This window comes from Methylocystis sp., from assembly GCF_050251305.1.
Classification (GTDB): Bacteria; Pseudomonadota; Alphaproteobacteria; order Rhizobiales; family Beijerinckiaceae; genus Methylocystis.
The window spans coordinates 20,248-33,883 of sequence record NZ_JBFWNB010000012.1; the positions used below are offsets into that span (position 1 = coordinate 20,248).

A 13,636-nucleotide genomic window follows, 5' to 3' on the forward strand; every position below is an offset into this window, starting at 1 on the left:
GCATGCGACTCCTTGGCGCATAAGTGGCGCGCGCACGGCGCGGCGTTCGCGCAACAGCTGTGCGCTGCGCGCGACGCCGGCCTCGCCGCGTCAGGTCACATATTCGGATAGTTCGGTCCGCCGCCGCCTTCCGGCGGAACCCAGGTGATGTTCTGCGCCGGGTCCTTGATGTCGCATGTCTTGCAGTGGACGCAGTTCTGCGCGTTGATCACGAAGCGCGGATCGCGGCGCGTCTCCTCATCGGCATAGACCACTTCATAGACGCCGGCCGGGCAGTAGAGCCGCGCAGGTTCGCCGTAGATCGGCAGATTGCGCGTGATCGGAATCGCCGGATCGGCGAGTTTCAGATGAACCGGCTGATCCTCCTCGTGATTGGTGTTGGAGACGAACACCGACGACAGCTTGTCGAACACGACTTGGCTTGCGCGCTTCGGATAGACGATCGGCGTGACTTCCGAGACCGGCTTCAATGTTTCGTAATCCGCCTTGCCGTGCTTGAGCGTGCCGAAGAAGGAAAAGCCGAACAGCGCATTCGTCCACATGTCGAGTCCAAAGAGCGGCGCGCCGACATAGGTGCCGTATTTCGACCAGAGCGGCTTGACGTTGCGCACCGGCTTCAGATCGCGGCCAATGTCGGACGCGCGCCAGGCGGCGTCATAAGCGCTGACCTCGTCATGCGCGCGCCCTTCCGCGACCGCCGCCGCGACATGATCGGCGCAGAGAATCCCCGAGAGCATGGCGTTGTGCGAGCCCTTGATGCGCGGGACGTTCATGAAGCCGGCCGCGCAGCCGACCAGCGCGCCGCCGGGCATCACGAGCTTCGGCACGCTCTGCCAGCCCCCTTCCGTCAACGCGCGCGCGCCATAGGACAGGCGTTCGCCGCCTTCGAGCGTGGGCGCGATCATCGGATGCGTCTTGAAGCGCTGAAACTCGTCGAAGGGCGAGAGCGTCGGATTTGAATAGTTGAGATGCACGACGAAACCGATCGACACGAGATCGTCGTCGAAATGATAGAGGAACGATCCGCCGCCGGTGTCGGACGCAAGCGGCCATCCGAAGGAATGCTGCACAAGCCCGTCGTGATGCTTGTCCTTGGGGATGCGCCAAAGCTCCTTGAAGCCGATGCCGAACTTCTGCGGCTCGCTGTTTGCGGAAAGGTCGTATTTCGCCAGCAGCTGCTTGGTCAGCGAGCCGCGCGCGCCTTCGGCGAAGATCGTATATTTGCCTTTGAGCTCCATCCCGCGGGTGAAGCTGTCTTTTGGTTCGCCGTCGCGGCCGACGCCCATGTCGCCCGTGGCGACGCCGACGATTTCGCCCCTGTCGCCGTAGAGAACTTCGGCGCCGGCGAAGCCTGGATAGATCTCCACGCCGAGATTCTCGGCTTCCGACGCGAGAAAGCGAACGACATTGCCGAGCGAGCCGATGAAATTGCCGTGATTGTTCATCAGCCGCGGCATCACCACATTAGGAATGCGCAATCCGCCCTTTTCCGAAAGCAGCAGGAAATGGTCCTCATGCACTTCAGTTTTCAGCGGCGCGTCGTCGCGCGTGCGCCATTCGGGCAGCAGCCGATCGAGGCCGATCGGATCGATCACCGCGCCGGAGAGAATATGCGCGCCGGGCTCGGAGCCTTTCTCGATGACGACGACTGAAAGATCCGGCGCGACTTGCTTCAGGCGAATCGCCGCGGCGAGGCCTGCTGGTCCTGCGCCGACCACAACGACGTCATATTCCATCGATTCCCGCGGCGGCAGCTCCGTATCTTCAGCCATTTTCAATCCCTTTTGCCTTTCTTGGAGGCATTCTAGCCTTTTTGCCGCCGCCGCGGCAAAAGGAGTTTCGCCGTCCGGGAAGACTCCGTTCGGGTCGGCTCGCCGGTTTCGCCGCGCGGCGGGAGAGGTGCATAGTCAGGCCATGCTCGATCCAGTTTACGCTCCCGCCGCATGAAGCGTCTCGCCTTCTTCATTGCGCTGGCGCTCCTGGCCGTCGTCGTTTGGCGCGTCGTCGAACGCCCGGCGAACCCGGATGATGTTTTTCTCGGCTATGTCGAAGGCGACATGCTCTACATCGGCCCCTATGAGACCGAGAGAGTTGCGAACCTCGCGGTCGCCGCCGGCGCCGAGGTCAAAAAGGGCGACCCGCTGTTTACCATGTCGACGACGCTTCTCGATCGCGCGCGCGACGAAGCGTCGGCGCGGATGGCGCAACTCGAGGCGCAAGTCGAAAATCTGCAGGCGGCGATGAATCGGCCGGAGCAGATCGCCGTTCTGCAGGCCGCGCTCGAGCGCGCCGAGGCGGCGCTGCAATTGTCCCGCGCCGACTACGACCGACAGCGCACGCTTTACGCCAAGGGCCATGTCGCCAAGGCGGCGCTCGATCGCGCCAAGATGGCGCTGTCGCGTGACGAGGCGAGCGTGGAGGAAGCGCGTCGGCAGGTCGACGCGTCGCGCATGGCGAGCCGTTCGCAGGAGATCGAAGCCGCCGAGGCGAATTTGAAGCAGGCGCGCGCGCAACTCGATGGATTGAACATCCGCATCAAGCGCCAGAGCGTCGTCGCGCCGGCGGACGGCGTCGTGCAGGACGTCTATTTCCGGCCGGGAGAGATCGTCAACGCCGGCCAGCCGGTCTTGGCGCTGCTGCCGCCGGAAAACCGCAAGGTGCGCTTCTATGTCTCCGAACCGGAGTTTCCGAAAATTTCGCTGGGCGAACGCGTGCGAGTCTCCTGCGACGGCTGCGCGGACGATCTTTATGGACGCGTCAGCTATATTGCGGGTCGCCAGGAATATACGCCGCCCGTTATCTTCAGCGACAAGGAGCGCGCGAAACTGGTCTTCAAGGTCGAAGCGCGTTTGGAGGGCGCGGCGCGCGCGCTGCCGCTCGGCATGCCGGTCAGCGTGACGCCGGCGCCTGACGCGACAGGACCGGCGCCGTGAGCGTCGACAGCGACATCGCGATCGACGTGCGCGGCCTGACCAAATCTTTCGGCGCGAAAAAAGTCGTCGACAATTTTTCGCTGCAGGTGGCGCGCGGCAACATCCAGGGCTTTCTTGGCCCGAACGGCAGCGGCAAGACCACCACGATCCGCATGCTCTGCGGGCTGCTGACGCCGGATTCCGGCGAGGGGAGATGTCTCGGCTACGACATCCGGCGACAGCAGGAGGAGATCAAGCGCTACGTCGGCTACATGACGCAGGGCTTTTCGCTCTATCGCGATCTCACCATTCGCGAAAATCTGGAATTCGTCGCGCGCGTCTATGGTCTCGAAGAGCCGGAGGACGCGGCGCAGGGCGCACTCGAGCGTCTGGGTCTCGTCGCGCGCGCCGATCAGCTGGCCGGCGAACTTTCCGGCGGCTGGAAGCAGCGGCTGGCGCTTGGCGCATGCATCCTGCCGGGGCCGTCATTGCTCCTGCTCGATGAGCCGACGGCGGGCGTCGACCCCAAGGCGCGCCGCGACTTCTGGGACGAGATCCATCATCTGGCGACGCAAGGCTTAACGGTGCTCGTTTCGACGCATTACATGGACGAAGCGGAGCGCTGTCACCAGATCGCCTATATCGCCAATGGACGACTCCTTGCGTCAGGAACAATTCCGGAGATCATCGAAAGCGCGCATCTTTCGACATGGGTCGTGACCGGCGAAGGCCTCGATCCGCTCGCCAGCGAACTGAAGCGGCAGCCCGGCGTCGACATCGTCGCGCGCTTCGGCTCGGCGCTGCATGTCGGCGGACGCGATGAAGCGGCGATGGAGCGCGTCGCGCAGCGCTATAGCGCGAAAGGCGTTCATCGTTGGAGGCGGGATGAGCCGTCGCTCGAAGACGTGTTCATCGATCTTATGATGCGCGCCGGAGCTGACCAGTGAGCCCAGAGCCGGGCCGGCCGAACGCCGTCGTCCGTCCGGCGCGGCGCGGCGCGCTTGCGCAATCCTGGCAGCGTTTTGTCGCCATGTTCGTCAAGGAGTTCATTCAGCTTCGGCGCGACCGGCCGACATTCGCCATGATCGTCGGCATTCCGATCATTCAGCTGTTGCTTTTCGGATATGCGATCAACACGGATCCCAAACATCTGCCGACGGCGGTGCTGACAAGCGACGACAGTCCGATTGCGCGCGCGCTGATCGGCGCTTTGCGCGCCACCGATTATTTCAACATCAAATATATCGCGCGCGGCGAGGCGGATGCGGACAAATTGATTCTGTCGAACAAGGTGCAGTTCGTCATTCAGATTCCGCCGGACTTCTCTCGCCAGCTCGTCCGCGGCGAAAAACCCGGGCTGCTGCTCATCGCCGACGCCACGGACCCGACGGCGACCTCGGGCGCCGTCGCCGCCGCGCTCGGCGCCGCCGGTCAGGCGCTCGACCGTGAATTGACCGGACCGCTGGCATCGCTGGTCCAGAATGCGCCGCCTTACGAGATTCGGGTCCATCGTCGCTACAATCCGGCGGGAGAGACGCGCCGCAACATCGTGCCCGGGCTGATCGGCACGATCCTCACCATGACCATGCTGATCTACACGGCCCTGTCGGTGACGCGCGAAATCGAGCGCGGAACGATGGAGGCGCTGCTCGCCATGCCGGTGCGGCCGGTCGAGATCATGCTCGGCAAGATCGCTCCCTATGTGGTCGTCGGCGCCGTGCAGATGTCGACGATCCTGATTGTCGCCTCGCTGCTGTTTCATGTGCCCGTGGTCGGTTCGCTTTTCACGCTCACCGCGCTGACTCTGCTTTTTATCGTCGCCAATCTGTCGGTGGGATACACGTTCTCGACGGTCGCGGTGAATCAGCTGCAGGCGATGCAGATGACATTCTTCTTCTTTCTGCCGAGCATGCTTCTGTCGGGCTTCCTGTTTCCCTTCTACGGAATGCCGACCTGGGCGCAATATATCGGCGAAGTGATGCCGCTGACGCATTATCTGCGCATCGTGCGCTCGGTGATGTTGAAGGGGGCCAGTTTCAGCGATCTCGCTGTCGACGCCAGCGCGCTTGCGGCCTTCGCGCTGGTCGCGATGAGCGTCGCGGTGTTTCGATTCCGGCAGACGCTGGACTGACGTTGACGGCGCGATTCTCGGCGGCCTAAACATTGGCCTGGAGACAAGCCATGCCCGAGACGCAAGACCCTGAAAAGCGGTTCAACATGATCGTGAGGATCGCCGCGCTCGCGGCGATTCTGCTGACCGGCTATTACGTCTGGTCGTTCTTCGTCAGCAGCCGCTATCAGGCGCTGTGCGGCGGCTCCTTCTGGGAGCTGGACAAAAAAGAGATCGACTCCTGCATCGATCGGAAAAAAGAGCTTGAGAAATAGGCGCGGTTGCGGATCGCGCCTGGCGCGCGTCGCCGCTCAAAACAGATAAGCGAGGCTCTGCGCCAGAAAGCCTGCGAACAGCAACAGCCCGGCGTCGCGATTCGAGCGGAACAGGCGCAGGGCGGTCGCCGGCGCGACGTCCTCTCTCGTCTGCGCGGTCTGCCAGGCCAAATGCGCCGCATAGGCGGCGACTCCGAGATAGGCGAGCCAACCGCCGCCGGCGAGCCAGACGGCGACGGCGGCGCTCGCGACGGACATCGCGTAAAGCGCGCCGACCGCCAATTGCACCCGCGGACCGAACAGCCGCGCCGTGGAGCGCACGCCGACGATGGCGTCGTCACGCATGTCCTGCAGCGCGTAGATCGTATCGAAGCCAATGGTCCACGAGATCGCCGCCGCATAGAGAAAAAGCGCCGGCGGGCCGAGCGCGCCGGCGAGCGCGGTCCAGCCGAGCAGCGCGCCATAGGCGAAGGCCAATCCGAGAATCGCCTGAGGCCAGGACGTGAAGCGTTTGGCGAAGGGGTAGATCAGCACGATCAGCGGAGACAGCAGTCCGAGCGCGATCGTCAGCCCGTTGAACGACAGAAGCACCGCGAGCCCGACGAGGCACTGAGCGACGAGAAAGCCGATCGCCGCCCTGGGCGTCACGCGGCCGCTCGCGAGCGGGCGCAGGCGCGTGCGCTCGACCTTGGCGTCGATCTCGCGATCGACATAGTCGTTGTAGGTCGAGCCTGCGCCGCGCATGGCGACGGCGCCAATGAAGAACAGCGTCAGGTGCCAAAGATTTGGGCCTTGGCGGAGCGCCGCTGCGGCGAGCGCGCTCGACTCCCAGCAGGGCAGGAGCAGCAGCCACCAGCCGATCGGCCGGTCGAGTCGCGCGAGCTGGATAAAAGGCAGGAGCGCGGGAGGCGCGCAGCGCAGCAAGGGATGGTCGGCGCTCGCGTCGGGGAGCGCGGCCGCGCCCGATGAATCGCCGCTTGGCCTTATGCTCACAGCGGTCCGGCGGGCAATTTCGGTGGCGCCATCAGGCCGCCGCCGGCGGCCGCCTGATCGCGCATTTCCTTCATCTTCGCCGCCGCTGCGCAAGCCTGCGAGGCGAAGCCCTGAGTTTTGGTGCGCGCTTCCTTAAATCCGTCGACGACCGTGTCCGGAATGTTGCACCATTCCTTGTTTTTGCTGAGGTAATTCATCATCTCGGTCTCGACGGCGACGAGGCGGCGCGCTGCGGGGCAGGCGGCTTCGGGGTCCATCTTGCCCTTGCCGGCCTTGCCGAGATTGTTCAGCGCCTGAATTCCCGCCATGCGCTTCTCGGTGAGCTTTTGAAAATCTTCCTGACAGGTTTGCGCACTGGCGCCGCTCGCGGCGAGGAACATCGCAAAGAGCGAAAGCCGCGCGGCAGCGCGAGAAAAAACGACAGCGCCGATGATCATGTCTTGTTGTCCGCTCATCAGGCTTGCAGCATTACCAGCAGGCTTGCCGGCGACGCAAGTTTTGGCGTACCTGCGCGCAACAAAGCGGCGTCTTCATGGCAAAGCGCGCGCTGCGCTTGCGCCCCAGCTGGGAAGCAATTGTGACGACTTACGATTTTTCCGCGCAGCGCCTGTTCGTTCGCGACGATCTTGCGATGGGCGTCGAAATCGCGCCGTCATCCGAAGCCTCGAATTATCTACTGAACGTTCTTCGCATGCGCGAAGGGGCCGCGATTCATCTGTTCAACGGCCGCGACGGCGAATATCGCGCGACGCTCTTTGACGTTTCGCGTCGCTCCGCAAAGCTGCGCGTCGCCGAGCGGCTGCGCGCGCAGACCGGACTGGCGGATCTCGACTATTGTTTCGCGCCCCTGAAACAGGCGCGGCTCGACTATATGGCGCAGAAGGCCGTCGAGATGGGCGCCGGTCGGCTTGTGCCGGTGATCACGCGTCGCACGCAGGCGCGCCGCCTCAATGCGGCGCGGCTTCAGGCCAATGTGATCGAGGCCGCCGAGCAATGCGGCGTGCTGGCCGTGCCCGAAATCGCGCCGGCCGTCGAACTCGACGATTTTCTGGCGCGTTTGCCGGCGGAGCGGCTTCTGGTCTTTTGCGACGAACGCGCCGCCTGCGCCAATCCGTTCGATGCGCTCGCCGGCCGCCCGGCGCAAGCGGGCGTGAGCGTGCTGATCGGCCCGGAAGGCGGGTTCGACGACGCTGAACGGGCGGCGCTCATGCGTCTGCCGAACGTCGCGCCCATTTCGCTCGGGCCGCGCGTGCTGCGCGCCGACACCGCCGCGGTGGCGGCGCTGGCGATCGTTCAGGCCGCATTCGGCGACTGGCGAGCGCAGGGCGCGGCCGACGTCTAAACTGAAAATAAATAAATAGAAAATAAAGCGTAGTTCATGCGTGGCGTCGACAGATCCCGTCAGAGAGCGTCAAAGACACGATCCTGCCACGATGTTTGGCTCTAGTTAGGGCAGGCGGTACGGAGCGTTGGTTCGAAGCGAGCGACCAGCTCATCGTCCCGTTGGCGTCTATGGCGTATCGAGACATCATTGGGACTGTACGGCTCCTGAAATCTCGCGCGGCCTGCGCGAATTTTCGGAGGTGAGGCCAAAAACTCATGATCCTAGACATCATCAGCCGCAGCGACCGTTTGTTTATTGGGCGCGCTTTTGGCGTCATCGCGCTGACAGCGCTCGCCGTCGCGCCGGCTCGGGCCGAGAATGTCAGCCAATGCGCGCGCTATGGCGCGGATTACGTCGCGGTCGCTGGGTCTAATGGGTGTGTTCGGCTTGGCGGACACGTTCGCGTCGCGATGCCGCGCACCCCGGTCGCGCCCATGGGCTATGCCGAAATGCGCCGCGACGGGATGCAGCATGCCGCCGCGCGGTCCGCGCTGCCCCCGATGGCGCCCTTCGGTCTGCACGACCTTTTCCCGCGCTGAATAGACGCGCTCGGCGTCAACAACGCCTATAGCGGCAGGACGCAATCCGTGAAGACGGGTTCGATCGAGCGTTCCCAGGCGCCGCAATAGGCGTCCAGCCGTCGCTGAGCCAGGGTGCGTCCTTCTTCGAGAATCTCCTCCAGCGGCGCGAGATAGACGCTTTCGTCGCGCCCTTGCGCATCAAGACGCGCGCGCCGGCGCAATCCGCTTTTCGACAGCGCCAGAACCTCGCGCCCGACGTCGCGCAGACTGCGGCCGCCGATCTGCGCGTCGAGCGCCAGAACGGGCGCATCGTCGCACAGCGCCTGACGCGCCGGGGCGGTCCAATCCTTCGTCAGCTGGCGCGCCTGATCGAGCGCCGCAGCGTCATACAACAGGCCGGCGCAAAGCGCGGGAAGGGCTGTGAGATGGGCGCGCGGGCCGGCGTCGGCGCCGCGCATCTCGAGATAGGTTTTCAGCCTCACCTCCGGAAAGATCGTCGAGAGGTGGTTGGCCCAGTCGGACATGGTCGCGCGTTCGCCGGGCAGTTGCGGCAGGCGGCCCTCCAAGAGGTCCCGGAAGCTTGCGCCCGTCACGTCGTGATAGACGTCGCCGCGCTTCACGAAATACATCGGCACGTCGAGCGCGTAATCGACATAGGCTTCGAAGCCGAAGCCCTCCTCGAAGGCGAAGGGCAGCATGCCGGTGCGGTCCGGATCGGTGTCGCGCCAGATGTAGGAGCGCTCCGAGAGCCTGCCGGTGGGTCTGCCGTCCAGAAACGGCGAGTTGGCGAAAAAAGCCGTAAAGAGCGGCTGCAGGGCCAGGCCGACCCGCATCTTCTGCACCATGTCGGCTTCGTCGACGAAGTCCACGTTGACCTGCACGGTGGCGGTCCGAAACATCATGTCGAGCCCGCGCCCGCCGACTTTCGGCATGTAGGCCCGCATGATGTCGTAGCGCTGCTTGGGCATCAGAGGCGTCTCCGCCCGCGACCATTTCGGACTGCAGCCGAGATCGAGGAAGCGCACGCCGAGCGCGCGCGCCACGGGCGCGAGCGCCGCAAAATGCGCGTCAAGCTCGTCCTGCGTGGCGTGAACGTCGGGCAGCGGCGCGCCGGAAAGTTCGAATTGTCCGCCGGGCTCAAGTGAAATCGCGCCGCCGCCATCGGGCTGATACAGGCCGATCAGCGCGTCTCGGTCGAGGATCGGCGCCCAGCCGAGCGCGTCGCCCAAACCTTCGAGCAGCGCGCGAACGCCGCCGCGGCCGGCCGAGCCCTCATAGGGCACCGGCGCATGATCGGCGGCGTAGAAGGGGATCTTCTCGTGCTCGGTGCCGATGCGCAGAGGGGTCCCGTCGGTCTTGCTACCGATTTCCAGCCATTCGACCAGCATGTTACGCGACGTGATCGGCGTCGTGTCGGATACGTCGCGAGCCATCTAGGGGGAACTGTCCATATTCGAGGAGGCGCGCGAGTCGCAGCGTGAACCGCGTCGCGCTTTGGAGGAGTCGCGCCGATGGATTGCAGGAAAGCGGGCGCGGCGCAAGCCTCCGCGCCGCCGCCGCGCCGACCGGGCAGGCGACTTGGCCTAACGCCGACTTGGGGCCTAACGCCGACTTGGCCTAACGCTGTTCGGCCGAGCGCCTCAGCGCTTGCCGAACATCTGGCCGAGGATGCTTTCGAAGTCCGATCGCGCGCCGGCGCTTTGTCCGGAGCCGCCGCGCCCGACCTGCAGCGTTTTCTTGACCTCCTCGATCGCCTGCTCGATCGAGGCCTGATCCATGGTGTCCGGCAGGCCCTGGGGGCGTCCGCCTGTATCGATCGGGCCGCCGCGGCTGTAGCCGCCGCCCAACGGGTCGTCCGCCGGGCCGCCATAGGGACCGGGCGCCGGGCGGCCGCCGCCGCCGAGCAGCGATCCAAGAATGGAGCTCAGTATGCCGCCAATGAGGCCGCCGCCCTGTGGCGTAGGCATTGGTTCGCGCTGCGGCGGCATCGGCTGGCGCTGCGGCGGCGCGCGGCCGCCGCCGAGCATCTGCTCCAGAATGGAGCCGAGCGCGCCCGAATTGATGAGCTGCCCGAGCACCCCGCCGAGACCGGAATTGTTCATTTTCTTGAACAATCCGCCGAGTAGCACCGATATGAGCACGGGCAGGAGCTGCGACAGAATGTCTGGCCGCAGCCCGGACTCGCGGGCGGCGACCTGCAGGACCTGCCCGGCGCCCGCGGGAGAGCCGTAGAGATCGTCCAGCAGCTGTCGCGACTGCGCCATCGCGTCGATGTCCTGCGCGGCGCCGGGGTCGTCAAACGCGGCCGCGCGCTGCGGAGAAGCGACGTCGCTCAGCAGTTTTTCCAACAGCTGCGGCTCCTCGGCGGCGTTGCTCAGTCCGACTTCGATCGCAGGGGCGAGCGCGTCGATGGCGCGGCCGATCTGCTCCTCGGTCAGACCAAAGCTTTGCGCGAGATTTGCGATCAATTGACCGCCCTGCGCCGACTGCAAAATCTCGTCGAGATACGACATGCGCCCAGCTCCGTTCACTCCCGTCCCGAGGTCATGGTGTCACAGTCCTGGAGCGACGCCAATCGACGGCGAGTTCGGAAGACCATTTGGGGGCGGATAAACGGTTTGCAACGCCCTGGCGCGCCGCGCGGACAGCGTTTTGCGGCTGCGCGGCGCCGGCCGGGGCGGCTTGACACCGTCGCGCATGCGCGACATTCCTTCCCGGCGTTCAGTCCGGCCGGTCCGGATGGCCGCGTTCGGCGCTTGAGCGACTCGCCCGCGCGCCGCCTCCGCCAAAGGCGCGAAAGCGAAGATGAACGTTCACCCCCGTCCCACGAAGCCGCCGCTCAAGATCCTCCTCTGCTCGCCGCGCGGATTTTGCGCGGGTGTGGTGCGCGCGATCGACGCCGTCGAACGGGCGTTGGCCAAGTTCGGCCCGCCCGTCTATGTGCGCCACGAGATCGTGCACAATCGATATGTCGTCGAATCCCTCAAGGCGAAGGGCGCGATCTTCGTCGAGGAGCTCGACGAAATCCCGAACAAGAACGCGCCGGTGATCTTCTCGGCGCATGGCGTCGCCAAATCGGTTTCCGCCGCAGCGGCGGAGCGCGGGCTTCTCGCCATCGACGCCACCTGTCCGCTCGTCACGAAAGTGCATCGGGAGGCGGAAATCCATTGGCGCCGCGGGCGGCGCGTGTTGCTCGTCGGACATTCGGGCCATCCCGAAGTCGTCGGCACCATGGGACAGCTGCCGGAAGGGGCGGTGGTGCTGGTCGAGTCCACGGAGGACATCGATCGATTGAAATTCGACGACGAGACCAATCTCGCCTATGTGACGCAAACGACTCTGTCGCTCGACGACTCGCGCGAGATCGTCAATGCCCTGATGCAGCGCTTTCCCAGCATCATCGGTCCGCACAAAGAGGACATTTGCTACGCGACGACGAATCGCCAGGCTGCGGTGAAGGAGGTTGCGCCGCATGTCCAAGCGGTGATTGTCGTCGGTTCGCCGAATTCGTCGAATTCGCAGCGGTTGCGCGAAGTGGCCGAGCGCGCCGGCGCGCCCGCGCAACTCGTGCAGGGCCGCGGCGAGATCGACTGGGAGATTTTCGGCAGCATTACGTCGCTCGGCATCACGGCCGGAGCGTCCGCGCCCGAAGTTCTGGTCGAGGAGATCATGGACGCGTTCGCCGAACGCTACGACATTGTCGTCGAAACAATCTCCAGCGCCGACGAGAACGTGTCCTTCCCCTTGCCCAAGGAGCTGCGGGCGATCGCCTGAGGGCGCGGCCTGCAGTGAACGGTCGGCGCTCATGGCCGTCTATACTCAGGTCGACGACGAGGAGTTGATCGCTTTTCTCGCCGCCTATGATCTCGGCGAATTGCTGTCCTGCAAGGGCATCGCCGAGGGCGTCGAGAATTCGAACTACTATCTTCATACCGGCGCCGGCAGTTTCATTCTGACGCTTTACGAGAAGCGCGTCGCGGAAGCCGATCTGCCGTTCTTTCTGAACCTCATGGAGCATCTCGCGGCGCGGGGCGTGACCTGCCCGCTGCCGGTGAAGAATCGCGCCGGCGCCGCGTTGGGCCGACTCGCCGGCCGGCCGGCCGTCATCGTCACCTTTCTCGACGGCTATTCCGTCCATCATCCCGAAGCCGCGCATTGCGCGGCGCTTGGCGCGACGCTGGCGCAACTGCACCTTGCGGGAGCGGATTTCGCGCAGCGGCGCGACAACGCGCTTTCGGTTGCGGGATGGCGGCCGCTTTTTTCGCCCTGCGCGTCGCGCGCAGAGGAAGTGGCGGCGGGGTTGCGCGCGCTCGTCGACTCGGAGCTCGACCATCTCGAGAGGAACTGGCCGCGCGATCTGCCGAGCGGCGTCATCCACGCCGATCTTTTTCCCGACAATGTTTTCTTTCTCGGCGAGCGCATCTCCGGCCTGATCGATTTCTATTTCGCCTGCACCGACGCCTACGCCTACGATCTGGCGATCTGCCTCAACGCCTGGTGCTTCGACGCCGCGCATCGCTATCAGCCGGAGAAGGGCGCCGCGCTGCTCGACGCCTATCGGCGTCTGCGTCCGCTTTCCGCCGCCGAGATCGCCGCATTTCCCACGCTCGCGCGCGGCGCCGCGCTGCGCTTTCTGCTGACGCGCTACGTCGACTGGCTCAACGTGCCGGCTGGCGCGCTGGTGCGTCCCAAGGATCCGCGCGAATATCTCGCCAAGCTGCAGTTTCACGAGTCCGCCGCTGACGCGCGGATCTACGGCCTGGCGCCATGACGCGCGGCGTCGAGATCTGGACCGACGGCGCCTGCTCGGGAAATCCGGGACCGGGCGGCTGGGGCGCGATCCTGCGGTTTGGCGATCGCGAAAAAGAGATCAATGGCGGCGAGCCGCTCACCACGAACAACCGCATGGAGTTGATGGCGGCGATCGTGGCGCTCGAGACTCTGACTCGGCCGTGCGTCGTCGATCTTCATACCGATTCGCAATATCTGCGCGGCGGCGTGACGTTGTGGATCGCCGGCTGGAAAGCGCGCGGTTGGCGCACCGCCGACCGTAAGCCTGTGAAGAACGTCGATCTATGGCAAAGGCTCGAAGCCGCCGCCGAGCGGCATGATGTCGATTGGCATTGGGTCAAAGGCCATTCGGGCCACGATATGAATGAGCGCGCCGACGAATTGGCGCGCGCCGGCATGGCGCCTTTTCTCCCCGGGAGGCCGCCCGCAAGCGCGCGCGCGTCCTCCAAATAGCCTTGTCGAAAAACCGGCAGACCCTATCTCACAGTGCACCAGGACTCTTCTTCGCCTCTGGGGAGCGTGGCGCGGCCGCGTTCCCCATTTTGCTTTTGAGGCTCATCCATTCTGCTTTGGCCATCATATTGACATGACGCTGCGCAATGGAGCCCTGTGCAGTTAAAGTTAGCGCGTCTTCGCTGATTCTCTCTTAG

General features: G+C 64.9%; 14 protein-coding genes. 8 read left to right on the forward strand and 6 right to left on the reverse strand.

Annotated features, from left to right (window positions below; all coding sequences use genetic code 11):
* Nucleotides 1-95: 95 nt before the first annotated feature.
* Nucleotides 96-1,772: an electron transfer flavoprotein-ubiquinone oxidoreductase gene (locus AB7F41_RS06165; RefSeq protein WP_428383860.1), complete on the reverse strand. Its 1,677-nt coding sequence runs from the start codon at nucleotides 1,770-1,772 to the stop codon at nucleotides 96-98.
* Between the two features lie 171 nt (nucleotides 1,773-1,943).
* On the opposite strand from AB7F41_RS06165, the gene AB7F41_RS06170 reads away from it, so the two are divergent.
* From AB7F41_RS06170 to AB7F41_RS06185, 4 genes are all read left to right on the forward strand, one after another.
* Nucleotides 1,944-2,933: an HlyD family secretion protein gene (locus AB7F41_RS06170; RefSeq protein WP_428383858.1), complete on the forward strand. Its 990-nt coding sequence runs from the start codon at nucleotides 1,944-1,946 to the stop codon at nucleotides 2,931-2,933.
* Nucleotides 2,930-3,859, forward strand: coding sequence for an ATP-binding cassette domain-containing protein (locus AB7F41_RS06175; RefSeq protein ID WP_428383856.1), 930 nt, complete (start codon nucleotides 2,930-2,932; stop codon nucleotides 3,857-3,859). The genes AB7F41_RS06170 and AB7F41_RS06175 overlap by 4 nt, the downstream gene beginning before the upstream one ends.
* Before the next feature lie 83 nt (nucleotides 3,860-3,942).
* Nucleotides 3,943-5,043: an ABC transporter permease gene (locus AB7F41_RS06180; RefSeq protein WP_428383867.1), complete on the forward strand. Its 1,101-nt coding sequence runs from the start codon at nucleotides 3,943-3,945 to the stop codon at nucleotides 5,041-5,043.
* Nucleotides 5,044-5,093: 50 nt separating this feature from the next.
* Nucleotides 5,094-5,297: a hypothetical protein gene (locus AB7F41_RS06185; RefSeq protein ID WP_428383854.1), complete on the forward strand. Its 204-nt coding sequence runs from the start codon at nucleotides 5,094-5,096 to the stop codon at nucleotides 5,295-5,297.
* A 36-nt stretch (nucleotides 5,298-5,333) separates the two neighbouring features.
* Here AB7F41_RS06185 and ubiA read toward each other — a convergent pair whose 3' ends face one another.
* Nucleotides 5,334-6,290, reverse strand: coding sequence for a 4-hydroxybenzoate octaprenyltransferase (gene ubiA, locus AB7F41_RS06190; protein ID WP_428383852.1), 957 nt, complete (start codon nucleotides 6,288-6,290; stop codon nucleotides 5,334-5,336).
* Complete coding sequence (locus AB7F41_RS06195; protein WP_428383850.1) at nucleotides 6,287-6,745, reverse strand: hypothetical protein; 459 nt, start codon at nucleotides 6,743-6,745, stop codon at nucleotides 6,287-6,289. The genes ubiA and AB7F41_RS06195 overlap by 4 nt, the downstream gene beginning before the upstream one ends.
* A gap of 122 nt (nucleotides 6,746-6,867) precedes the next feature.
* On the opposite strand from AB7F41_RS06195, the gene AB7F41_RS06200 reads away from it, so the two are divergent.
* Nucleotides 6,868-7,632 carry a 16S rRNA (uracil(1498)-N(3))-methyltransferase gene (locus AB7F41_RS06200; RefSeq protein WP_428383848.1) on the forward strand — a complete coding sequence of 255 codons (765 nt, stop codon included), beginning with the start codon at nucleotides 6,868-6,870 and terminating at the stop codon, nucleotides 7,630-7,632.
* A gap of 263 nt (nucleotides 7,633-7,895) precedes the next feature.
* Here AB7F41_RS06200 and AB7F41_RS06205 read toward each other — a convergent pair whose 3' ends face one another.
* The 3 genes from AB7F41_RS06205 to AB7F41_RS06215 all read right to left on the reverse strand — a co-directional run bounded on the left by AB7F41_RS06205 (nucleotide 7,896) and on the right by AB7F41_RS06215 (nucleotide 10,708).
* Nucleotides 7,896-8,147 (reverse strand): hypothetical protein, encoded by a 252-nt coding sequence (locus tag AB7F41_RS06205; protein ID WP_428383847.1) that lies wholly within the window; start codon nucleotides 8,145-8,147, stop codon nucleotides 7,896-7,898.
* A 92-nt stretch (nucleotides 8,148-8,239) separates the two neighbouring features.
* Complete coding sequence (locus AB7F41_RS06210; RefSeq protein ID WP_428383845.1) at nucleotides 8,240-9,628, reverse strand: glutamate--cysteine ligase; 1,389 nt, start codon at nucleotides 9,626-9,628, stop codon at nucleotides 8,240-8,242.
* Nucleotides 9,629-9,835: 207 nt separating this feature from the next.
* Nucleotides 9,836-10,708: a DUF937 domain-containing protein gene (locus AB7F41_RS06215; protein WP_428383843.1), complete on the reverse strand. Its 873-nt coding sequence runs from the start codon at nucleotides 10,706-10,708 to the stop codon at nucleotides 9,836-9,838.
* Nucleotides 10,709-11,000: 292 nt separating this feature from the next.
* Between AB7F41_RS06215 and ispH the strand changes: the two genes are divergently transcribed.
* From ispH to rnhA, 3 genes are read left to right on the forward strand one after another with little or no spacing between them, the layout of a single operon-like run.
* A complete protein-coding gene (gene ispH, locus AB7F41_RS06220; protein ID WP_428383841.1) occupies nucleotides 11,001-11,969 on the forward strand; it encodes a 4-hydroxy-3-methylbut-2-enyl diphosphate reductase in 969 nt (322 codons plus the stop codon).
* Between the two features lie 31 nt (nucleotides 11,970-12,000).
* Nucleotides 12,001-12,966: a homoserine kinase gene (gene thrB / locus AB7F41_RS06225; protein ID WP_428383840.1), complete on the forward strand. Its 966-nt coding sequence runs from the start codon at nucleotides 12,001-12,003 to the stop codon at nucleotides 12,964-12,966.
* Entirely contained in the window at nucleotides 12,963-13,439 is a 477-nt protein-coding gene (rnhA, locus tag AB7F41_RS06230) for a ribonuclease HI (RefSeq protein WP_428383838.1), read from the forward strand. Before thrB ends, rnhA begins: the two co-directional genes overlap by 4 nt.
* Nucleotides 13,440-13,636: the final 197 nt, after the last annotated feature.

Excerpts from the sequence above, each read along its gene's own strand:
- AB7F41_RS06215 (WP_428383843.1), bottom strand. The coding sequence starts at position 10,708 with ATGTCGTATCTCGACGAGATTTTGCAGTCGGCGCAGGGCGGTCAATTG.
- AB7F41_RS06170 (WP_428383858.1), top strand. The coding sequence starts at position 1,944 with ATGAAGCGTCTCGCCTTCTTCATTGCGCTGGCGCTCCTGGCCGTCGTC.
- thrB (WP_428383840.1), top strand. The coding sequence starts at position 12,001 with ATGGCCGTCTATACTCAGGTCGACGACGAGGAGTTGATCGCTTTTCTC.
- AB7F41_RS06185 (WP_428383854.1), top strand. The coding sequence starts at position 5,094 with ATGCCCGAGACGCAAGACCCTGAAAAGCGGTTCAACATGATCGTGAGG.
- AB7F41_RS06205 (WP_428383847.1), bottom strand. The coding sequence starts at position 8,147 with ATGCTGCATCCCGTCGCGGCGCATTTCGGCATAGCCCATGGGCGCGAC.
- AB7F41_RS06165 (WP_428383860.1), bottom strand. The coding sequence starts at position 1,772 with ATGGCTGAAGATACGGAGCTGCCGCCGCGGGAATCGATGGAATATGAC.
- AB7F41_RS06180 (WP_428383867.1), top strand. The coding sequence starts at position 3,943 with ATGTTCGTCAAGGAGTTCATTCAGCTTCGGCGCGACCGGCCGACATTC.
- ispH (WP_428383841.1), top strand. The coding sequence starts at position 11,001 with ATGAACGTTCACCCCCGTCCCACGAAGCCGCCGCTCAAGATCCTCCTC.
- AB7F41_RS06210 (WP_428383845.1), bottom strand. The coding sequence starts at position 9,628 with ATGGCTCGCGACGTATCCGACACGACGCCGATCACGTCGCGTAACATG.
- AB7F41_RS06195 (WP_428383850.1), bottom strand. The coding sequence starts at position 6,745 with ATGAGCGGACAACAAGACATGATCATCGGCGCTGTCGTTTTTTCTCGC.
- rnhA (WP_428383838.1), top strand. The coding sequence starts at position 12,963 with ATGACGCGCGGCGTCGAGATCTGGACCGACGGCGCCTGCTCGGGAAAT.